Genomic DNA, 20718 nt, shown 5'->3' on the forward strand with positions numbered 1-20718 from the left:
CACAACGCAGCCGCACCCGACAACTCACCCACGCAGCCGGGACATCGACGGATCGAACAAAGGCTCCTCAGCGACAACGGCTTCCACCCGCTGATCGAAGTAGCCGATCTGCACCACCGTCCCCGGCGCCGCCAGCTCCGCCGGCAACCACGCGTACGCGATCCCCTTGCCGATCGTGTAGCCGTAAGCGGCGCTCGTGACATACCCGACCGCCCGCTCCCCCTCGTACACCGGCTCCTTGCCCATCACCACCGCGGCCGGGTCCTCGATCGTCAGGCAGCTCAGCCGCCGCCGCACCTCCCCCGTGCGCCGCTCCAGCGCCGTCTTCCCGACGAAGTCGCCCTTGTCGAGCTTGACGGCGAAGCCGACGCCGGCTTCATAGGGGTCGTGCTCGTAGGTCATGTCGGTACCGAAGGAGCGGTATCCCTTCTCCAGGCGGAGGCTGTTGAAGGCGCCACGGCCGGCGACGATGCCGCCGAGCGGCTCCACCGCCCGCCACAGCGTGTCCCAGAGTTTCGCGCCCTGGTCGGCGGTCGTGTACAGCTCCCAGCCGAGCTCACCGACGTACGACAGCCGCATCGCGGTGACCGGCACCGAGCCGATGTAGGCGCGCTTGGCGCGGAAGTACTTGAGGCCGTCGTTGGAGAAGTCCTCGTCGGTGAGCGGCTGGAGGACCTCGCGTGCCAGGGGGCCCCACAGGCCGATGCAGCAGGTGCCGGGGGTGATGTCGCGGACCTGGACCCTGCCCTCGGCGGGGAGGTGGCGGGTGAACCAGTCGAGGTCGAGGTTGCCGTTGGCGCCGACCTGGAAGAGGTCGCGGGCGAGGCGGGCGACGGTGATGTCGCTGCGGATGCCGCCGTCGTGGTCGAGGAGCAGCGTGTACGTCACCGAGCCGACGGACTTGGCGACCTTGCCGGTGACCAGGCCCTCCAGGAAGTCGGCGGCGCCGGGGCCGCTCACCTCCAGGCGCTTGAGGGCCGTCATGTCGTACATCGCGACCGTCTCGCGGGTGACCTGGGCCTCGGCGCCGACGATCGGCGACCAGTAGCGGGCGGCCCAGTCGTTGGGGGTGGGGATCGAACGGCCCTCGACCAGGCCCGCGTTGGCCTCGTACCACTGGGGCCGCTCCCAGCCGTTCGCCTCCAGGAAGAACGCGCCGAGCTCCTGCTGGCGGGCGTGGAAGGGGCTGGTGCGGATCGGGCGCGGCTTCCCGGACGGCTGGAGGGGGTGGAGGATGTCGTAGACCTCGACGAAGTTCTGGCAGTCGCGGGCGAGGACGTACTCCGGGGCCAGCTGGTGCGGTTCGAAGCGGTTGACGTCGCACTCGTGCAGGTCGAAGGACGAGCAGTGGCCGTCGACCAGCCATTCGGCGACCGCGCGGCCGACGCCCGCGGAGTGGGTGACCCAGACGGCCTCGGCGACCCAGAAGCCCTTGACGTCCGGGGACTCGCCGAGGAGCGGGTAGCCGTCGGTGGTGAAGGAGAAGAGGCCGTTGATGCCCTCCTCGACCTTCGCCTCGCGCGTCGCGGGGAGGAGGGACTGGGTCTCGGTCCAGGCGTCCTCGAAGTCCTCCTCGGTGAACTTCAGGACCGAGGGCATCTGGTCGGCCTCGTCGACGGAGAGGATGTCGTCGGCGGAGATCGGCATGGGGCGGTGGCCGTAGTAGCCGATGCCCAGGCCGTCGAAGCGGTCGCGGTAGTAGAGGTCGGCGTCCTGGTGGCGCAGGATCGGGCGGACGGCCTCCTCGGTCTGCCCGGCGAGCGCGGGGACCGGGCCGGTCCAGGCGAGCTGGTGGCCGAGCGGGGTGAGCGGGAGGTTCATGCCGACCATGCGGGCGATCCTCGGGCCCCAGATGCCGGCGCAGCACACGACGATGTCGGCGTCCAGGTCGCCCTGGTCGGTGCGGACGCCCGTCACCTTGCCGTCGGCCCGGAGCACGTCCAGTACCTCGTGGCGGGGCAGGAAGGTGACGCCACGCTCGGTGGCCCGGCGGATCTGTGCCTCGACGGCGAGGACGGCCTTGGCGAGGCCGTCGGTGGGGACCAGGAGGCCGCCGAGGACCCGGTCGCGGTTGACCAGCGGGTGCTGCTCGACGCACTCGTCGGGGGTCAGCAGGCGCGCCTCGATGCCCCAGGCGGTGATCCAGCCGTGCCGGCGGTGGAGTTCGGCGAGGCGCTCGGGGCTGGTGGCCACTTCGAGGCCGCCGACCTGGAGGAAGCAGGGCTTGCCGTCGACGTCGAGGGAGCAGAACTTCTCGACGGTGTAGCGGGCCAGCTCCGTCATGGTCTTCGAGGGGTTCGTCTGGAAGACCAGGCCCGGCGCGTGCGAGGAGGAACCCCCGGTCGCCGGGAGGGGGCCCTGGTCCACCACGGTCACCTCGGTCCAGCCGCGTGCGGAGATCTCGTCCGCGAGGGCCGCCCCCACGACACCCGCTCCGATGATGACCACTCGGGGTCCCGCCATCGCCCAACCTCCGAACTTGAGACCGGTGCAGTTGCTTTGTGCGCAACGTGATTCAGGCTGCGCAACTCAATGTGCCCGTCGCCGAGGAGGGGTGTCAAGGGGTCCGGTGACGTCGGGGAACGGGCGGCGGAGCGGCCCGGAAAACGGCAACGCCCGGCGGGCGGCGCGCACAGCTGCGCACCGCCCGCCGGGCGTCCCGGACCGGCCTTCCGACGACCTGCGACCCCGCTACTTCAGCCAGGCCTTGACCTTGTCGGGGTTGGCGTCGACCCACTTCTTGGCCGCCGCGTCGTCCGACATCTTGTCCACCGCGATGTACTTGGCCACGGTGTTCTGGTCGTCGTTGGTCCAGTTGAACTTCTTCACCAGGTCGTAGGCCGGACTGCCCGCCTTGGCGAAGCTCGCGCTGACGATCTTGTCGAGGTCGTAGACGGGGTAGTCGCAGGCGACCTTCGCCGCGTCGGCGTCGCAGCCGGTCGTGTACGTCGGCAGGGAGACCTTCTTCAGCGGCACCTCGGACAGGAACCACTGCGGTTCGTAGAAGTAGCCGATCAGCCACTGCTTGTTCTTCTCGGCCGTTCTGAAGGCCTGGATGAGCGCGGTCTCACTGCCCGCGTACACCACCTTGAAGTCCAGCTTCAGGTTCTTCACCAGGGCGGCGTCGTTGGTGACGTACGACGGGTCGCCGTCGAGGAGCTGGCCCTTGCCGCCCGACTCGGACGTCTTGAAGTTGGCCGCGTACTTGTTGAGGTTCTTCCAGTCGAGGATGTCGGGGTGCGCCTTGGCCAGCCACGGCGGCACGTACCAGCCGATGACGCCCTTGTTGCCGGTGGAACCGGCCTCGACGGCCGTCTTCTGGCCGGTGATGTACTTCTTCTTCAGATCGTCGTGACCCCAGTTCTCCAGGACGGCGTCGACCTCGCCGGTCCCGAAGCCCTGCCAGGCGATCTCCTCCTTCAGGTCCTTCTTGTTGACCGTGCAGCCGAGGTCGTGCTGCGCGACGTACGCGACGACCGCCGCGTCCGCCTCGTAGCCCACCCAGGGGTTGACGGCCAGGTTGAAGGTGCCGCACTTGCCGCCCGAGGACGTCGAGCCGGCGGAACTGCTGTCGCCGACCTTCGCCCCGCCGCAGGCGGTGAGGGTGAGGCCGAGGACGGCCAGGCCGGCCGCGCCGGCTCGCCAGTGTTGTGCCATGGTGTCGAGCTCCTTATGCCCTGGTGCGTCGTGCCGCAGCCTGAGTGATCCGGTCGAACATGACTCCGAGCAGTACGATGGCGAGCCCTGCCGCCAGCCCCTTGCCGTACAGCTCGCTCTGCGAGAAACCGGCCACGACGTCGTAGCCGAGGGCGCCCGCCCCTACCAGGCCGCCCAACACAACCATCGACAGCACGTAGATGAGGCCCTGGTTGGTCGCGAGAGTCAGGGCGCCGCGTGCCATCGGCAGCTGGACCTTGGTGATGATCTGCCAGGTGTTGCACCCGGCCGAGGTGGCCGCCTCCACGGTGGACTCGGACACGTTCCGCACCCCGTCCGCGATGATCTTGATCGCCACGGGTGCCGCGTAGACGACGCCCGCGATGATCGCCGTGAAGCGGGTGGCGCCGAAGAGCGCCAGGAACGGTACGAGATAGACGAACGGCGGCATGACCTGCGCGGCGTCCAGGGTGGGCCGGATCAGCCGGTCCGCCAGCGTGCTGCGGCCCATCCACACGCCGACGACGACACCGGCCAGCATCGTCAGGATGGTGGCCACGACGGTCGAGGCGAGGGTGGTCATGCTGTCCGACCAGAGTCCGGTGCCGACCAGCAGCCCGACGCACACGGCCGCCGTCACCCCGGCCCGCCAGCCGCCGAGGACCGCGCCGAGCGCGACCAGGACGGCGCCGACCAGCCACCACGGGGAGTCGGTGAGCAGGGTCTGGAAGGGGTTGAGCAGGCCGTTGGTGACGGCGTCCCGCAGGGCGTTGGTGAGGCCGTAGAGATGGTCCTGCAGCCATGTGGACGTGGTGTCGGCGGCGCTCGCGATGTGGCTGCCGACGGTGCCGTCGCCGGGGAACTCGGCCGCCCAGACATAGGTGTGCGAGAGGTAGACCAGGACGGCGGCGGCGACTCCGCCCGCTCCCAGCAGCGGGCGGCGCCACTTGAGGAACCGCCCGTCCGTGCGGCGGGTCTCGGTCCGGACGGCCGCCGCGGTGGTCACCCGGTCGAGCACGATGGCCATGACGACGATGGCGAGGCCGGCGTTGAAGGCGGTGCCGACGTCGAGCGACTGGAGCGCCTGCACGACGGTCTTGCCGAGGCCGGGCGCGTCGATCAGGGCCGCGATGGTGACCATGGCCAGGGCCGCCATGATGGTCTGGTTGACGCCCACGACGACCGTGCGCTTCGACATCGGCAGCAGCACCTTCACCAGCTGCTGCGCGCGGGTGGCGCCGAGTGAGTCGGCCGCCTCGACGGTGGTCTCGGGGACCGAGCGGATGGCGTACGCGGTGATGCGGATGGCGGGCGGCGCCGCGTAGATGACCGTGGTGATCACTGCGGAGGCGCCGCCGATGAGGAAGATCAGGGTCAGCGGGGCGAGGTAGACGAAGGTCGGCATCGTCTGCATGAAGTCCAGGAAGGGCGTCATGATCCGGTTGACCCGGTCGGAGAGCCCCGCCCACACGCCGAGCGGGATGCCGATGAGCAGGGCCACCAGGACCGCCGACAGGGTCAGCGCCAGGGTGTCCATGCTCTCCTGCCACAGGCCCTGGAGCCCGAAGAAGGTGAAGCCCGCGACGGCCAGCAGGGCGACCCGCCAGTTGCCCACGGCCCAGGAGACGTAGCCGGTGATGCCGACGACGCCGAGCCAGCCGATCTGCGGGACCGGGCGGCCGCCGGTGGGCTGGGAGATCACCGACTGGACGAAGGTGACCAGGTTGTCGATGACCAGCCGGATCTCGTTGAAGAAGTAGAGGAAGACCGGGTTGGAGTTGCGGTTGGCGCCGATGCTGTCGTTCACGTCGTTCAGCCACCGGTGCAGACCGGTGAGGTCGGCGGCGGCCAGCGTCAGGGTCTGCCGGCCGCGCAGCGCGGCGAAGAGCACCAGCCAGACGACCACGATCGCCGCCACCACCACCGGGCGGCTGACCTTCTTGCGCAGCGTCGCGACCGGCGCGGTCGCGTCGGCGACGGCGGCCATCAGGCGCCGCCCTCCTGCCCGGCGACGACGGCGAGGATCTCCTCGTCGCCGACGATGCCGAGCAGCTTGCCGTTCTCGACGACCTTGACCGGCTTCTCGGCGGCGAGCACCGCCCGGGTGGCCTCGCGGACCACGACGTCCGGGCCCAGCTCGGGCCCGTCCAGCTCGTCGCCGTCGGCGGGCGGCCGCATGATCCAGCGCAGCGTGAGGACGTCCCCGCGCGCCACGTCCTTCACGAAGTCCCGTACGTAGTCGTCGGCCGGGGCGCCGACCAGTTCGTCACCGGTGCCGCACTGGACCATCTTGCCGTCCCGCATGATCAGGATGCGGTCGCCCAGCTTGAGGGCCTCGGAGAGGTCGTGGGTGATGAAGACCATGGTCTTGCCGACCTCGTGGTGCAGGCGGATGACCTCGCTCTGCATGTCGCGGCGGATCAGCGGGTCGAGCGCGGAGAACGGCTCGTCGAAGAAGAGGACGTCGGGGTCGCCGGCGAGGGCGCGGGCGAGGCCGACGCGCTGCTGCATACCGCCGGAGAGCTGGTCGGGGTAGGAGTTCTCGTAGCCGGCGAGGCCCACCAGTTCGACGGTCTCCATCGCGCGTTTCATCCGGTCGGCCCGGCTCATGCCGCGGATCTCCAGACCGAACGCCACGTTGTCGACGACCTTGCGGTGCGGCAGCAGCCCGAAGTGCTGGAAGACCATGGAGAACTTGCTGCGCCGCAGCTCCCGCAGGCGCCGGGCGTCCGCGCCGCGGATGTCCTCGCCCTCGAAGACGATCTCGCCCGCGGTGGGTTCGATCAGCCGGGTCAGACATCGCACCAGGGTGGACTTGCCGGAGCCGGACAGGCCCATGACGACGAAGACCTCGCCGTTGGACACCTCGAAGTTCACATCGCGGACGGCGGCGGTGCAGCCGGTGCGGTCCATCAGCTCGCGGCGGGTGAGCCCGCACAACTCCTCGGAGCCCGGCACCTCGTCGGCCTTCGGCCCGAACACCTTCCACAGCCGGCGCACGGAGATGACCGGGGTCCGATCCTGGGGGTCCTGGGACGTGCCGCGCCGCTGCGACACCTCGGTCTGGGCTGGGGTCATGATCGGCCTCTCTTCGGCGTCAGCCGCGGAACCAGTGCTGTGGCCCGGGTTGGATGTTCTGCCAGACGTGCTTGGGCTCTCGGTACTCGTCCAGGCCGGTCGGTCCCAGCTCACGGCCCACGCCCGAGTGCCCGAAGCCACCCCATTCCGCTTGCGGCACATAGGGGTGGTAGTCGTTGATCCACACGGTGCCGTGGCGCAGCCTGCGCGCGACCCGCTGGGCCTTGCCGGCGTCCTGGGTCCAGACGGCTCCGGCGAGGCCGTACTCCGTGTCGTTGGCGATGCGGACGGCGTCGTCCTCGTCCCGGAATCGCTCCACGGTGAGCACGGGCCCGAAGGACTCCTCGTGCACCACGCGCATGTCCTGCCGGCACTCGTCGAGGACGGTGGGCGGGTAGTAGTAGCCGTTCGCCAGCGCGGGGTCCTCGGGGCGCGCGCCGCCGCAGCGCAGTACGGCGCCCTCGGCGAGTCCGGCGGCCACGTAGGCCTCGATCTTCTCGCGGTGCTGTGCGGAGATCAGCGCGCCGGTCTCCGCCTCCGGGTCGAAGGGGCCGCCGAGGCGGATCAGCCGGGCCCGGCGGACCACCTCGTCGACGAAGGCGTCGTGGATCGAGTCCTCGACGATCAGCCGGGCGCCGGCCGAGCAGACCTGCCCGGAGTGCAGGAAGACAGCGGTGAGCGCGAAGTCGACGGCGGTCTCGAAGTCCGCGTCGGCGAAGACCACGTTGGGGTTCTTGCCGCCGAGTTCGAGGGCGACCTTCTTCACGGTGGCGGCGGCGGTGGCCATCAGGTGCCGGCCGGTGTGCAGGCCGCCGGTGAAGGACACCATGTCGACGTCCGGGTGCTCGGCGAGCGGTGCGCCCGCCTCGGCTCCGGCGCCCAGCACGAGGTTGGCGGCACCGGCCGGGAGCCCAGCCTCCTCCAGGGCCCTCATCAGCAGGATCGAGGTGGAGGGGGTGAGCTCGCTGGGCTTGAGGATCACGGTGTTGCCGGCCAGCAGGGCCGGGGCGACCTTCCAACTCGCCTGCAGCAGCGGGTAGTTCCAGGGGGTGATCAGTCCGCAGACGCCGACGGGTTCGTAGGTGACCCGGCTGAGCGCGTCGGCGCGGCCGGTGTCCACCACCCGGCCGGCGCTGGTGCCGGCGATGCCGCCGTAGTAGCGGAAGCAGGAGACGACGTCGGCGATGTCGTACTCGCTCTCCACCAGGCGCTTGCCGGTGTCGAGGGACTCGGCGCGGGCGAACTCCTTGGCGTCGCGCTCGATGATGTCGGCGGTGCGCAGGAGCAGGGCGCCGCGCTCGCGCTCGGGGGTGTGCGGCCAGGGGCCCTCGTCGAAGGCGCGCCGGGCCGCGGTGATCGCCGCCTCGGTGTCCGCGCGGGTCGCCTCGCAGACCGTCGCGACGAGGGTGCCGTCCGCCGGACAGCGGATCTCGCGGTGGCCGCCGGCCACCGCCGCGCGCCATTTTCCATCCACATACAGATCTGCCACGGCCGCGCCCTTCGAGCCCGAAATCGTTGCGCATTGTGCATTGGATTGCTTTTGGTGGAACACCCTGACCGAATGTACTGACAGCCGTCAAGGGCTCCGCGTATCCCGATTCGGCCGCGAAAACGGCGCTCCCCGGGCAAGTACCGGCCGCGGCACCCCGGCGGCCGTGGTGGTGCCTACCCGGCCTGTGTCCGGGCGTCGCGGTGCCGGTAGTAGACGGCCTTGGAGGGCTCCAGCGGCTCCTTGCCGAGGATGAGGTCGGCCGCCTTCTCGGCGATCATCATCACCGGTGCGTAGATGTTGCCGTTGGTGACGTACGGCATCACCGACGCGTCCACCACCCGCAGGCCCTCCACCCCGTGCACCCGCATGCTCGTCGGGTCGACGACGGACATCTCGTCGGTGCCCATCTTGCAGGTGCAGGACGGGTGCAGGGCGGTCTCGCCGTCCTTGGCGACCCAGTCGAGGATCTCCTCGTCCGTCGCGACGGACGGGCCGGGCGAGATCTCGCCGTCGTTGTACGGGGCGAGCGCGGGCTGGTTGAGGAGGTTGCGGGCGACTCTGATCGCCTCGACCCACTCGCGGCGGTCCTGTTCGGTGGAGAGGTAGTTGAAGCGCAGCGCCGGGTGTTCGCTCGGGTCCTTGCTCTTGATCTTCACCGAGCCGAGGGCGTCGGAGTACATGGGGCCCACATGGACCTGGTAGCCGTGGCCGCCCGCGGGTACCGAGCCGTCGTAGCGGACCGCGATGGGCAGGAAGTGGAACATCAGGTTGGGGTAGTCCACGTCCTCGTTGCTGCGGCAGAAGCCGCCGGCCTCGAAGTGGTTCGTGGCGGCCGGCCCCTTGCGGAAGAGCCACTGCAGGCCGATGAAGGGGGCCCGCCACTTCGCCAGGTACGGCTGCATGGAGACGGGCTGCTTGCAGCCGTACTGGATGTACACCTCCAGGTGGTCCTGGAGGTTCTCGCCGACGCCCGGCAGGTCGTGGACGACCTCGATGCCGAGGGCGCGCAGTTCCTCGGCGTTGCCGACGCCGGAGAGCTGGAGCAGTTGCGGGGAGTTGATGGCGCCGCCGCAGAGGATGACCTCCTTGGCACGGACCTGCTGGAGGGCGCCCCTGCCGCGCCGGTACTCGACGCCGACGGCCTTCTTGCCCTCGAAGAGGACGCGGGTGACCAGGGCGCGGGTCTTCACGGTGAGGTTGGGGCGCTTGCGGGCGGGCTTGAGGTACGCCTTCGACGCCGACAGCCGCCGTCCGCGGTGGACGTTGCGGTCGAACTTGGCGAAGCCCTCCTGCCGGTAGCCGTTGACGTCGTCGGTGGGCGCGTGGCCCGCCTCCTCGGTGGCCTTCAGGAAGGCGGAGAAGAGCGGGTTGGTGGCCGGGCCGCGCTCCAGTACGAGGGGGCCGTCGTGGCCGCGGAACTCGTCGTCCGGGTCGGCCGCGAGGCAGTTCTCCATCCGGCGGAAGTACGGCAGGCAGTGGGCGTAGTCCCAGGTCTCCATGCCGGGGTCGGCGCCCCAGCGCTCGTAGTCCATGGGGTTGCCGCGCTGGAAGATCATGCCGTTGATGCTGCTGGAGCCGCCGAGCACCTTGCCGCGGGCGTGGTAGACGCGCCGGCCGCCCATGTGGGGCTCGGGCTCGGACTCGTACTTCCAGTCGTAGAAGCGGCTGCCGATGGGGTAGGTCAGCGCCGCGGGCATGTGGATGAAGACGTCCCAGGGGTAGTCGGGGCGGCCCGCCTCCAGGACGAGTACCCGGTTGCCGGGGTCGGCCGAGAGCCGGTTCGCCAATGCGCTGCCGGCCGAGCCGCCGCCGACGATGACGAAGTCGTACTGCAAGGGAGCCATGGTGCCTCGTCTCGCTCGCGCCGTCGATTGCGCGGCATGCTAGTACGGGTATCGCTATACGCACCAGGTTGCGAACAACGCAACTTGTAAGATCTTTGTTCACACCGCGTTACTTGGAGCGCGTTGTTTACTGCGCGTATAGTTTCGCTATGAGCAACTACAGTCCGGATTCCGAAACGAACGGCTCATCTTCTGGTGGCGTGCAGTCCGTCGACCGCGCCATCAGCGTCCTGGAGATCCTGGCCCATCGCGGCGAGGCGGGGGTCAGCGAGGTGGCCGCCGAGATCGATGTTCACAAGTCGACCGCGTTCCGCCTGCTCGGCGCCCTGGAGGCGCGCGGTCTCGTGGAGCAGGCGGGCGAGCGGGGCAAGTACGCGCTCGGCTTCGGCATCGTACGCCTGGCGGGCGCGGTGACGGGACGCATCGACGTCACCCAGCAGGGCCGGCAGGTGTGCGAGCGGCTGGCCGAGGAGATCGGCGAGACGGTGAACATCGCGGTGATGCAGGAGCACTACGCGATCAACCTCTACCAGGTGCGCGGCACGGCCGCGGTCACCGCGCACAACTGGGTCGGCCAGCTGACCCCGCTGCACGCGACCTCCAGCGGCAAGATCATGCTGGCCCACCTGCCCGCCCAGGAGCGGGCCGCGCTGATCGCGGACGGCGGCCTGAAGAAGGTCACCCCGCACACCATCTCCGCGAAGGCGAAGCTGGAGAAGAACCTCGCCGAGGCCCGGGAGCGCGGGTACGCCTGGACGCTGGAGGAGCTGGAGATCGGGCTGCACGCCATGGCCGCGCCGATCCGGGACCGGGAGGGCCGGGTCGTCGCGTCGATCAGCGCTTCCGGGCCCTCCTACCGGTTCACCGAGGAGCGCATGCACGAGCTGGCTCCCGTGCTGGTCAAGGGCGCGGAGGAGATCAGCCACCGCATGGGGTACCTGGGCTGAGCGCCCGCAGGACGACCGCCGTCAGGCCCGCGTTCAGCCGCTCGCGCGGGCCGCGGGCGTCACTCCGGCTGCCGGGTGCCGAGCCGTTCGTGCACCCAGTCGTGGAAGGCGCCGATGTGGTGCTCGCTGGGCACCAGCACCCCGCCCTTGGCGTACAGCCGTGAGCTCATCCCGGGCTGTGTGCGCTCGCAGGCGTCGAAGTCCTGGCGGTTGACCCGGTCGAAGAGCTCCACGGAACGGCTGACGTCCTTGCCGCTCTCCACCACGTGCGGAAGGTAGAGCCAGTCGCACTCGACGATCGTGCGGTCGACGGCGACCGGGTACATCCGGTGGAAGATCACATGGTCCGGAACCAGGTTGATGAACACCTGCGGTTTGACGGTGATCGCGTAGTAGCGCCGGTCCTGGTCCTCGGAGACGCCGGGGATCCGGTCGAGGCCCTCGGAGCCGTCCACGGTGAAGCCCTGCACGCCCTCGCCGAACTCCGCGCCGTGGCCCACGTAGTACTGGGCCGCGTAGCCGTCGGCGAACTCGGGGAGCACCTCGGTGAGTTCGGGGTGGATGGTGGCGCAGTGGTAGCACTCCATGAAGTTCTCGATGATGAGCTTCCAGTTCGCCCGCACGTCGTACACGATCCGCCGGCCGACGGAGAGGTCGTCGACGCCGTAGCGCTCGATCGACGCGACATCGCCGAGCCGCTCGACCACCGCCCCGATCACGTCCTCCTCGAAGGACGGCGGGTTCTCCGCGAGGCACACCCACACGTAGCCGAGCCACTCGCGCACGGCCACACCCACCAGGCCGTACTCGGTGCGGCCCACGTCGGGCATCTTGGTGAGGTTGGGAGCCGCGACCAGCTTGCCGTCCAGGTCGTAGGTCCAGGCGTGGTACGGGCACTGGAAGGCGCGCCTGACCTCGCCGGTCTCCTCGGTGCAGAGCTTGGCCCCGCGGTGCCGGCAGACGTTGAAGTATGCGCGGATCGACCGGTCCCGGGCCCGGGTGACGAGGATGGACTCGCGGCCCACGTCGACGGTGCGGAAGGCACCGGGCTTCGGCAGGTCCGAGGCGCGGGCGACGCAGAACCACATCGTCTCGAAGATGCGCTCCTGTTCCTGGGCGAAGATCCCGGGATCCGTGTAGGCGGACCCGGGGAGGGTGGCGATCAGGCTGTCCGGCAGGCTGGTCGAGGTCACGGTGCACTCCTCGGAGAACGTCGTGGATCGGTGGGGTGGCGCGGGCGCCGGGTCAGGACGCGGCGGCGGTGAACTGCTTGCGCGCGCGGGTGAACAGCCGCGGCTGGTTCATGCCGAGCACGGCGACCTGCCGGCCGGCCTGCCGGTAGACGGCGAGGAAGCTGCGCTCCTCGGTGGAGCCGGCCTCGACCGTCACGCTGTCGGCCCCGGCCGCGTTGCCGACGAACTGGATCTTCACGCCGTACTGGTCGGACCAGAAGTACGGTGCGCGGGGCACGCCGGGTTCCGTCGCGCCGTACGCGAGCAGCGTGGCCACGGCGGCGTCCGGCCGTTCCAGCGCGCCGGTCCAGTGCTCGACCCGGCGGTGGGTGCCGGTGTGCGGGTCGTACCAGTTGGCGCAGTCGCCGACCGCGACCACCCCGGCCAGGCTGGTGCGTCCGTCGGCGCCGCACTTCACGCCGTTGTCGAGCGCGATGCCGGAGCCCTCCAGCCAGTCGACATTGGGGCGCGCGCCGACGCCGACGACGACCGTGTCGGCGGGCACGCTGCGGCCGTCCTCCAGCAGTACGGCCGCCACCTGGCGCTCGCCGCTCAGTCCCTTGACCCCCACCCCGCACAGCAGCCGCACCCCGTGGTCGGCGTGCAGGCCGGAGACGACGGCGCCCATGGTCTCGCCGAGCGGTCCGGCCAGCGGGGTCGGCGCCGCCTCGATCACGGTGACGTCGAGACCGAGGGCGTAGGCCGTGGCGGCGACCTCGGCGCCGACGAACCCGCCGCCGATCACCACCAGTCGGCCGCCCCGGGCGAGGTCGTCGCGCAGGGCGCGGGCGTCGTCGAGGGTGCGCAGCACATGGACGCCGGCGAGGCCGTCGGTGCCGGGCAGGGTGCGGGCGCCGGCCCCGGTCGCGACGACCACGCCGTCGGCGCGGACCTCCCGGCCGTCGGCGAGCCGGATCGCCCGCGCGGTGCGGTCGAGCCCGGCGGCACGGGCTCCGAGCAGCCACTCCGCGTGGAGTTCCTCGTCGTCCCGCTCCAGCGCGAGGTCCGCCTCGCCGAGGGTGCCGGCCAGGAACTCCTTGGACAACGGCGGCCTGTCGTACGGGCGATGGGTCTCGTCGCCGATGACGACCAGCCGGCCGTCGTACCCCCGCCGCCGCAGCGAGCGCGCGGCCGACAGTCCGGCCAGCGAGGCGCCCACCACGGCCACGGTCCTCACGCGGCGCCTCCGGCGAGGCGGGCGCTGACGCACGGCGGCAGGTTGGGGGCGTCGGTGGAGAGCCGGACGTAGACCGTGCCGTCCTCGACGACGACCTCGTGGGTGCGGACCGGGAGCTTGGCCGGGGGTGCGTCCACGGCGCCGGTCCTGAGGTCGAACTTGGAGGCGTGCAGCGGGCATTCCACCTCACAGCCCTCCAGCCAGCCGTCGGCGAGCGAGGCGTCCTGGTGGGTGCAGGTGTCGTCGATGGCGAAGAGCTCGCCGTCATCGGTGTGGAACACCGACACGGGCGGCTCGATGTCGAGCCGGTGGGCCTCGCCTCGCGGCAGATCCGCGAGACGGCACGCGGGAATCATCATGACACCTCGGTGCGTATAGCGAAACGGATTGCGATGAGCGCAACGTCAGTTTGGGGGCCGTTCCGAAGCGTTGTCAAGGAGTTCACCCGTCGGTTTGGGCGGGCCCCGACGGCGGTCGCGCGGGCACGCCGAAGCATCCTCGAAACCATGGTTGAACAGGGGAAACAGGCTCCCCCTCGGGATGCCGCGACGGCCCTGCCCCGGGGCCGGCCGAAGGGTCGGCCGCCGAGACAGGGCCGCTGCGTCGCGGCGCGGTCAGAAACCGCGGTCGATCCACTCCTGGAGATGCGGCGCCTCGGCGCCGACGGTCGTACCGTCCCCGTGCCCGGTGTATACGACCGTGTCGCCGGGGAGCGTGAGGAGCCGCTCCCGGATCGACCCGACGAGGGTGGGGAAGTCGCTGTACGACCGCCCCGTGGCCCCAGGCCCGCCGGCGAACAGGGTGTCGCCGCTGAAGAGCGCGGACAGCCCCGGAGCGTACAGACAGACGGCTCCCGGCGCATGGCCCGGGGTGTGCAGCACGGTCAGTTCGGCGCCGGCCACCTGGAGGCGCTGTCCGTCGGCGAGTTCGGCGTCGGGCAGCCGCTCGGGGTGGGTCTGCTTCCACAGCGGCAGGTCGTCGGGGTGCAGCAGGACCGGGGCGCCGGTCCGGGCGGCGAGGGCGGGCGCGGCGCCGATGTGGTCGTCGTGCGCGTGGGTGCAGACGATCGCGCGCAGGGTGCGCCCGCCGAGGGCCCCGAGGATCGCGTCGGCGTCGTGGGCGGCGTCGACGACGATCACCTCGTGGTCGTCGCCGACGATCCACACGTTGTTGTCGACGTCCCAGGTGCCGCCGTCCAGCGAGAAGGTGCCCGAGATGACGAGGCGCTCGATGCGGGCGCCGCCCGTCACAGGACCACCACCGAGCGCAGGACGTCGCCGTGGTGCATGCGCTCGAAGGCCTTCTCCACCTCGTCCAGGGCGATGGTCTCGGTGACGAAGGCGTCCAGGTCGAGGCGGCCCTGCAGATACAGGTCGATCAACATCGGGAAGTCGCGGGAGGGCAGACAGTCCCCGTACCAGGACGACTTGAGCGCCCCGCCGCGCCCGAACACGTCGAGGAGCGGCAGCTCCAGCTTCATCTCCGGGGTGGGCACACCGACCAGCACCACGGTGCCGGCGAGGTCACGGGCGTAGAAGGCCTGCCGGTAGGTCTCCGGGCGGCCCACGGCCTCGATGACGACGTCGGCGCCGAAGCCGCCGGTCAGCTCGCGCACCGCGTCGACGGCGTCGACCTCCTTGGAGTTGACCGTGTGGGTGGCGCCGAGCGTGCGCGCCGTCTCCAGCTTGCGGTCGTCGATGTCCACTGCGACGATCTTCGCCGCGCCGGCCAGGTTCGCGCCGAGGATCGCCGCGGCGCCCACGCCTCCGCAGCCGATCACGGCGACGCTGTCCCCGCGTCCGACGTTGCCGGTGTTGAGGGCGGCTCCGAGGCCGGCCATCACCCCGCAGCCCAGCAGCCCGGCGGCCGCCGCCGAGGCGCGCCGGTCGACCTTGGTGCACTGCCCGGCCGCCACCAGCGTCTTCTCGGCGAAGGCGCCGATGCCGAGCGCGGGCGAGAGTTCCGCGCCTCCCCCAGACTTCGTCCGGGAGGTGCCCCCAGCCAGGGTCATCTTCTGCTTGGCGTTGTGGGTGTTGAAGCAGTACCACGGCCGCCCGCGCAGACAGGCCCGGCACTGGCCGCACACGGCACGCCAGTTGAGGATCACGAAGTCCCCGGGTGCCACGTCGGTGACCCCGGCGCCGACCTCCTCGACGACCCCGGCCGCCTCGTGTCCCAGCAGGAACGGGAAGTCGTCGCTGATCCCGCCCTCGCGGTAGTGCAGATCGGTGTGGCAGACCCCGCAGGCCTCGATCCTGACCAGCGCCTCACCCGGGCCGGGATCGGGCACCACGATGGTTTCCAGGCTGACGGGGGCGCCCTTGCTCCGCGCGACGACGGCACGGACCTGCTGAGACATGGCCACTCCTCGGCTGACAGAGGTGGCGAGATGTTGCCCAATGCGGCACGCATCTCGTGTTTCGCAACACAGCATCGCGGAGGCCACAGCGGCGGTCAAGAATCCGTCCGGCCGCACCTGGCCGGGAACAAGCGCCCCGACGAAGGGCAGCCCGGTATCATCAATTGCACAATTACCGCAAAACACCCATGTCCCTAGTCCGGCACGGATGTGCCCGAGGTGAGGATGCACGACATCACCTTCGACGGCCGCGGTGAGCTCCCGGAGCCCGGGGGCGAGGCGGAGGTCCTGCTGGACGCCCGTGCCCGGGTGGCGGCCTGGGGGCCGGGAGCCGAGCGGCTGCTCGGTCACCCGGCGCGGGAGGTGCTCGGCCGCCGTGCGGACGAACTGCTCCACGACCCCGCGGACGCGGCGGACCTCGCCCGGCGGTGGGAGGAGGGTCTGCGCCGGGGGACGGTGGCGCTGCGCCGGCGCGACGGTCAGCCCCTGGCGGCCGAGGTCTGGGCGCGCCCCCTCACCTCCGCGGACGGTGCGCGGCAGTGGCTGGTGCAGGCGGTCGGCACGGAGACGTTCCGCATCTACGAGTACGGGCGCGCCCTGTTGAAGGGGCTGTTCACCGACACCCCCTTCCATATCGACCTCTTCGACACCCGGCTCCGGTTCATCGGCCAGAACCTCACCGAGCGTCGTGCCGGGGTGTTCCGGGAGAGCGAGTACTCCGGGCACACGATGCGCGAGATGGCGCCGCCCGGACTGCTGGACTTCGACGCCCTGGAACTCCGGCAGCGTCAGGTGCTGGAGAGCGGCGAGGCCCTCATCGACACCGAGGTCGAGGGCCACCCGGTGCCCGGTTCGCCGCGCGAGTACGTGTGGTCCGAGTCGATCCTGCCGCTCCGGGACCCCTCCGGGGCGGTGATCGCACTGGGCCATGTGGTCTCCGACGTGACCCAGCAGGTCCGCGCCCGCGAGCGGCTGGTGCTGGCGAACGAGGCGGGCACCCGGATCGGCACCTCCCTGGACCTCTGGCAGACGGCCCGGGAGCTGACCGAGGTCGCGGTGGACCGATTCGCCGACGTCTGCCAGGTCGACCTGCTGGACTCCGTCTTCTCCGAGGACGAGCCGGCCGAGGACGAGCAGCCGCGCTCCCCGAGGCTGCGCCGGGCCGCGTCCGGCGGGACCCCCGAGGAGCCGGGTCCGGACGACGGGGCCGGGGACGGGACGGTGCGGGTGGGCGATCTCGACACGGCGGCGACCGCGCCCGGCTCGCCGTTCCTGGACGCCCTGACGAAGGGCGCGTCCGTCCTCCTCACCGATGACGACGAGCGGCTGCGCATCCGCCCGGGCGTCGTGTGTCCGCCGCCGTCTCCGGACGGCGGGCCCGAGGTGCACTCCTGGCTGCTGGTCCCGATGCTCGCGCGGGGGGTCGCGCTCGGCACCGCCGTCTTCATGCGCTCCCGCAGCCCCCGCCGGTTCGAGCCCGACGACGTGCTGCTGGCCGAGCAGATCGTGACCCGTACGGCGGTGTGCGTCGACAACGCCAGCCGCTACCACCGGGAGCGCACCACGGCCCGGACCCTGCGGCGCAGCCTGCTCCCCCAGCGGCTGCCGTCGCCGTCGGCGGTACGGACCGCGTCCCGCTACCTGCCGGCCAGCGAGCACACCGGGCTGGGCGGGGACTGGTTCGACGTGATCCCGGTGTCCGGCGCCCGGGTGGCGCTCGTGGTGGGCGACGTGGTCGGCCACGGTCTGCAGTCGGCCGTGACCATGGGCCGGCTGCGCGGCGCCGTCCGCACACTCGCGGACCTCGACCTGTCGCCCGTCGAGGTGCTCACCCATCTGGACGACCAGATGAACCGCTTCCTCGACGAGCGCGGTGACGAGGTGTCCCTGGTGACCGGGGCGACCTGTCTGTATGCCGTGTACGACCCGGTGTCGCGCCGCTGCCAGCTCGCCCGCGCGGGTCATCCGCCCCCTGCGGTGGTGTCGGCCGACGGGGGTGTCTCCTTCGTCGATCTGCCCGGCGGTCCGCCCCTGGGGCTGGGCGGTGTCGTGTTCGAGGAGCGGGAGATCACCCTGGGCGACGGGGACCTGCTGGTCCTCTACACCGACGGGCTGCTGGAGTCGCGGTCCCAGGACTTCGAGACCGGGCTGCGCCGGATGCGCGAGGTGCTGGCGCGCACGTCCGCGTCGGCCGCGCCGCAGGAGGTGTGCGACACGCTGGTCCGCGAGCTGCTGCCGCCGGGCCACCAGGACGACGTGGCCGTCCTGGTGGCCCGGATGACCGGGCTGGCGCCGGACTCCCATGTCACCTGGGAGATCGAGGCGCAGGACATGATGGTGGGCCGGGCACGGGAGCTGACCGCACGTCAGATGGCGGTGTGGGGGCTGGCGGAGGAGTCGTTCACCACCGAGCTGATCGTCAGCGAGCTGCTGACGAACGCGCTGCGCTACGGCGGCGAGCCGATCACCCTGCGCCTGATCCGGGACCAGAGCCTGATCTGCGAGGTGTCGGACGGCAGCAGCACCTCGCCGCATGTGCGGCGGGCCCAGGAGACGGACGAGGGCGGACGCGGTCTCTACCTGATCACCCGGCTCACCCAGAACTGGGGGACGCGCTACGGCGAGCGCGGCAAGACCATCTGGGCCGAGCAGCCGCTTCCCCGGTGACGGTCAGTCCTCGTCCGGGCCGGGGACCACGACCAGGAAGGCGTCCGTCCTCAGGTCCATGACCACGGTCGCGGGCTCGCCCAGGGCCCGGCACTCGGCCGCGTACTCCTCGGCCGGCCATGATCCCCGGGGAGCCCCGGCGGGAAATCGCTGCAACACCCTCGCGCCCATACCGGCCCTCACCTCCGCGGTCGATGTCGCCGTACCCGTTCGGCTGCCCCGGATCGACGCGGACATGCCGCAAACGCCGGAGGGGCGGCCACCGGTCCGCCGCCCGGACGCGGAGAGGTGAAAACCTGTGGGTTTCGCCCCCGTTCCCGGAGTCGCACCATGAACGTCTCGGTCGTCCTGTTCACCGCCGATCTGCGTCTGCACGACCACCCGCCGCTGCGGGCGGCCCTCGACGGCTCAAGCGCGATCGTGCCCCTGTTCGTGCGGGACCGGGCGGTGGAGCGGGCCGGGTTCGCCGTTCCCAACCGGCTGGCCTTCCTGGCCGACTGTCTGCGGGACCTGGACGCGGGGCTGCGCGAGCGCGGCGGCCGGCTGGTGGTGCGCTCCGGCGACCTGGTCGAGGAGGTGTGCAAGGCAGCCGCCGAGGCGGACGCCGAGGCGGTGCACCTGGCGGCCGACGTCAGCGGGTACGCACAGCGCCGGGAGGAGCGGCTGCGGCGGGCCCTGGCGGCGGACGGCCGTCGGCTGCACGTCCACGACGCGGTGACGGCGGCGGTCCCGGCCGGCGCGGTGACACCGGCCGGCCGGGACCACTACGCGGTGTTCACGCCGTACTTCCGGCAGTGGTCGCAGCAGCCGCTGCGGGACGCCCTGGCCGCACCCCGCACGGTCCGGGTCCCGGAGGGCGTCGGATCCGAACCGCTGCCGGACCGCGCCGCGCTGTCCGGGGTGTCGCGGGACCTGGCCCCCGGCGGCGAGACGGCGGGCCGCGCGCGGCTGACCGCCTGGCTCCGCTCGGACCTCACCGCGTACGAGGACCGCCACGACGACCTGGCCGGCGACGCCACCTCCCGGTTCTCACCGCACCTGCACTTCGGCACCCTCTCCGCCGTCGAACTGGTCCACCGGTCCCGGCGGGCGGGCGGCCCGGGTGCCGAGGCGTTCGTACGGCAGCTCGCCTGGCGGGAGTTCCACCGCCAGGTGCTGGCCGCGCGGCCGGCAGCGGCCACGGCCGACTACCGCACCCGGCACGACCGTTGGCGCACCGGGACCGCCGCCCGCGCGGACGTCGAGGCGTGGCGTACGGGACGCACCGGCTTTCCTGTCGTCGACGCGGCGATGCGCCAGCTGACGGCGGAGGGCTGGATGCACAACCGCGGCCGGCTGCTGACCGCGAGCTTTCTCGCCAAGACGCTGTACGTCGACTGGCGGGTGGGCGCCCGGCACTTCCTGGACCTGCTGGTCGACGGGGACGTGGCGAACAACCAGCTCAACTGGCAGTGGGTGGCGGGCACCGGCACGGACACCCGCCCCAACCGGGTCCTCAACCCGGTGGCCCAGGCGAGGCGTTACGACCCGGACGGCGCCTACGTCCGGCGCTGGGTGCCGGAACTGTCCGGCCTGCCCGGCGCGAGGGTGCACGAGCCGTGGAAGCTGCGGGGCCCGGAGCGGGCGGCGCTCGACTACCCGGAACCGGTCGTCGACCTCGCGGAGGGTCTCGACCGGTTCCGCCGTGCCCGCGAGCGCGGCTGACCGCGCCGAGAGCTACACATAAAGAAGAAATAAGAGCAGAATGCTGGTAAGCGGCGTATACCGCACGCTTCAGACGCGGTCAGGCCTGCAAGTCAAAGGAGACGAGTCATGGCCAACGTCTCGCACGGCAGAAGTGACATAACGAGCCACCCCGACGTCTCCGAGATGCGGGAGCGCTACGCCCGCATGCTCGGCGGTCGTGATGTGGCACTCGTGGACGGACCGGTGTTCCTGCTCGGTCTGTACTGCGCGGCGTCCCCGTGGATCCTCCACTATTCGACGAGCCAGCCCGCGCTCATGACGCACAACCTGATCATGGGCATAGCGATAGGACTGCTGGCACTCGGATTCACCCGGGCCCCGGAGCGCATGTACGGCCTGAGCTGGGCCATGTGCGCCATGGGCATCTGGATGATCATCGCGCCCTGGGTGGTCGGCAGCAGCCCGGACACGGGCGTCATCATCAACAACGTCGTCATCGGCGCGCTGGCCCTCTGTCTCGGGCTGGTGTGCGCCGCTTCGGCGGCCAGGCGGACGCCCGCGACGTAGGCGCCACCGAGC

Annotated in this window: 16 protein-coding genes; 4 read left to right on the top strand and 12 right to left on the bottom strand. The window is 71.2% G+C overall.

Annotation, left to right across the window (positions count from 1 at the left end; translation table 11 throughout):
• Positions 1–24: 24 nt before the first annotated feature.
• The 6 genes from ACFZDK_RS40225 to betA all read right to left on the bottom strand — a co-directional run bounded on the left by ACFZDK_RS40225 (position 25) and on the right by betA (position 10071).
• A complete protein-coding gene (locus ACFZDK_RS40225; RefSeq protein ID WP_390980161.1) occupies positions 25–2463 on the bottom strand; it encodes an FAD-dependent oxidoreductase in 2439 nt (812 codons plus the stop codon).
• A gap of 228 nt (positions 2464–2691) precedes the next feature.
• Positions 2692–3657, bottom strand: coding sequence for a glycine betaine ABC transporter substrate-binding protein (locus tag ACFZDK_RS40230; RefSeq protein ID WP_390980163.1), 966 nt, complete (start codon positions 3655–3657; stop codon positions 2692–2694).
• A 13-nt stretch (positions 3658–3670) separates the two neighbouring features.
• On the bottom strand, positions 3671–5644 hold the full coding sequence (locus ACFZDK_RS40235) for an ABC transporter permease subunit (protein WP_390980165.1): 1974 nt from the start codon (positions 5642–5644) through the stop codon (positions 3671–3673).
• The gene (locus tag ACFZDK_RS40240) at positions 5644–6735 is read right to left on the bottom strand and encodes a betaine/proline/choline family ABC transporter ATP-binding protein (protein ID WP_390980167.1); all 1092 of its coding nucleotides are present in this window, start codon (positions 6733–6735) and stop codon (positions 5644–5646) included. Before ACFZDK_RS40240 ends, ACFZDK_RS40235 begins: the two co-directional genes overlap by 1 nt.
• Positions 6736–6754: 19 nt before the next feature.
• Entirely contained in the window at positions 6755–8224 is a 1470-nt protein-coding gene (locus ACFZDK_RS40245; protein WP_390980169.1) for an aldehyde dehydrogenase family protein, read from the bottom strand.
• A 176-nt stretch (positions 8225–8400) separates the two neighbouring features.
• Complete coding sequence (gene betA, locus ACFZDK_RS40250) at positions 8401–10071, bottom strand: choline dehydrogenase (RefSeq protein WP_390980171.1); 1671 nt, start codon at positions 10069–10071, stop codon at positions 8401–8403.
• A gap of 149 nt (positions 10072–10220) precedes the next feature.
• Here betA and ACFZDK_RS40255 point away from each other — a divergent pair, with 149 nt between their 5' ends.
• Positions 10221–11018, top strand: a complete 798-nt coding sequence (locus ACFZDK_RS40255; protein WP_390980174.1) for an IclR family transcriptional regulator C-terminal domain-containing protein — start codon at positions 10221–10223, stop codon at positions 11016–11018.
• Between the two features lie 59 nt (positions 11019–11077).
• Here the strand turns inward: ACFZDK_RS40255 and ACFZDK_RS40260 are convergent, their stop codons facing one another.
• From ACFZDK_RS40260 to ACFZDK_RS40280, 5 genes are all read right to left on the bottom strand, one after another.
• A complete protein-coding gene (locus ACFZDK_RS40260) occupies positions 11078–12211 on the bottom strand; it encodes an SRPBCC family protein (protein ID WP_390980176.1) in 1134 nt (377 codons plus the stop codon).
• Positions 12212–12263: 52 nt separating this feature from the next.
• Positions 12264–13427 (bottom strand): FAD-dependent oxidoreductase, encoded by a 1164-nt coding sequence (locus ACFZDK_RS40265; protein WP_390980178.1) that lies wholly within the window; start codon positions 13425–13427, stop codon positions 12264–12266.
• Entirely contained in the window at positions 13424–13786 is a 363-nt protein-coding gene (locus ACFZDK_RS40270; protein WP_365690754.1) for a bifunctional 3-phenylpropionate/cinnamic acid dioxygenase ferredoxin subunit, read from the bottom strand. The genes ACFZDK_RS40265 and ACFZDK_RS40270 overlap by 4 nt, the downstream gene beginning before the upstream one ends.
• A gap of 255 nt (positions 13787–14041) precedes the next feature.
• Positions 14042–14677: an MBL fold metallo-hydrolase gene (locus ACFZDK_RS40275; protein ID WP_390980181.1), complete on the bottom strand. Its 636-nt coding sequence runs from the start codon at positions 14675–14677 to the stop codon at positions 14042–14044.
• Entirely contained in the window at positions 14674–15786 is a 1113-nt protein-coding gene (locus ACFZDK_RS40280) for an S-(hydroxymethyl)mycothiol dehydrogenase (protein WP_390980183.1), read from the bottom strand. Before ACFZDK_RS40280 ends, ACFZDK_RS40275 begins: the two co-directional genes overlap by 4 nt.
• Positions 15787–16011: 225 nt before the next feature.
• Here ACFZDK_RS40280 and ACFZDK_RS40285 point away from each other — a divergent pair, with 225 nt between their 5' ends.
• Positions 16012–18453, top strand: a complete 2442-nt coding sequence (locus ACFZDK_RS40285) for a SpoIIE family protein phosphatase (RefSeq protein ID WP_390980185.1) — start codon at positions 16012–16014, stop codon at positions 18451–18453.
• A gap of 3 nt (positions 18454–18456) precedes the next feature.
• On the opposite strand, the gene ACFZDK_RS40290 is transcribed toward ACFZDK_RS40285, so the two are convergent.
• The gene (locus ACFZDK_RS40290; RefSeq protein ID WP_365690747.1) at positions 18457–18624 is read right to left on the bottom strand and encodes a hypothetical protein; all 168 of its coding nucleotides are present in this window, start codon (positions 18622–18624) and stop codon (positions 18457–18459) included.
• A gap of 159 nt (positions 18625–18783) precedes the next feature.
• On the opposite strand from ACFZDK_RS40290, the gene ACFZDK_RS40295 reads away from it, so the two are divergent.
• Both ACFZDK_RS40295 and ACFZDK_RS40300 read left to right on the top strand, forming a co-directional pair.
• Positions 18784–20157 (top strand): FAD-binding domain-containing protein, encoded by a 1374-nt coding sequence (locus tag ACFZDK_RS40295; protein WP_390980187.1) that lies wholly within the window; start codon positions 18784–18786, stop codon positions 20155–20157.
• Positions 20158–20265: 108 nt separating this feature from the next.
• Positions 20266–20706 (top strand): SPW repeat protein, encoded by a 441-nt coding sequence (locus tag ACFZDK_RS40300; RefSeq protein WP_390980189.1) that lies wholly within the window; start codon positions 20266–20268, stop codon positions 20704–20706.
• Positions 20707–20718: the final 12 nt, after the last annotated feature.

It is taken from the genome of Streptomyces sp. NPDC007901 (genome assembly GCF_042959465.1).
Classification (GTDB): Bacteria; Actinomycetota; Actinomycetes; order Streptomycetales; family Streptomycetaceae; genus Streptomyces.

Bases quoted from the DNA above. Each gene is read 5' to 3' on its own strand.
- ACFZDK_RS40285 (WP_390980185.1), top strand. From the start codon at position 16,012: ATGCACGACATCACCTTCGACGGCCGCGGTGAGCTCCCGGAGCCCGGG.
- ACFZDK_RS40280 (WP_390980183.1), bottom strand. From the start codon at position 15,786: ATGTCTCAGCAGGTCCGTGCCGTCGTCGCGCGGAGCAAGGGCGCCCCC.
- ACFZDK_RS40270 (WP_365690754.1), bottom strand. From the start codon at position 13,786: ATGATGATTCCCGCGTGCCGTCTCGCGGATCTGCCGCGAGGCGAGGCC.
- ACFZDK_RS40295 (WP_390980187.1), top strand. From the start codon at position 18,784: ATGAACGTCTCGGTCGTCCTGTTCACCGCCGATCTGCGTCTGCACGAC.
- ACFZDK_RS40225 (WP_390980161.1), bottom strand. From the start codon at position 2,463: ATGGCGGGACCCCGAGTGGTCATCATCGGAGCGGGTGTCGTGGGGGCG.
- ACFZDK_RS40300 (WP_390980189.1), top strand. From the start codon at position 20,266: ATGGCCAACGTCTCGCACGGCAGAAGTGACATAACGAGCCACCCCGAC.
- ACFZDK_RS40235 (WP_390980165.1), bottom strand. From the start codon at position 5,644: ATGGCCGCCGTCGCCGACGCGACCGCGCCGGTCGCGACGCTGCGCAAG.
- ACFZDK_RS40255 (WP_390980174.1), top strand. From the start codon at position 10,221: ATGAGCAACTACAGTCCGGATTCCGAAACGAACGGCTCATCTTCTGGT.
- ACFZDK_RS40230 (WP_390980163.1), bottom strand. From the start codon at position 3,657: ATGGCACAACACTGGCGAGCCGGCGCGGCCGGCCTGGCCGTCCTCGGC.
- ACFZDK_RS40240 (WP_390980167.1), bottom strand. From the start codon at position 6,735: ATGACCCCAGCCCAGACCGAGGTGTCGCAGCGGCGCGGCACGTCCCAG.
- betA (WP_390980171.1), bottom strand. From the start codon at position 10,071: ATGGCTCCCTTGCAGTACGACTTCGTCATCGTCGGCGGCGGCTCGGCC.
- ACFZDK_RS40290 (WP_365690747.1), bottom strand. From the start codon at position 18,624: ATGGGCGCGAGGGTGTTGCAGCGATTTCCCGCCGGGGCTCCCCGGGGA.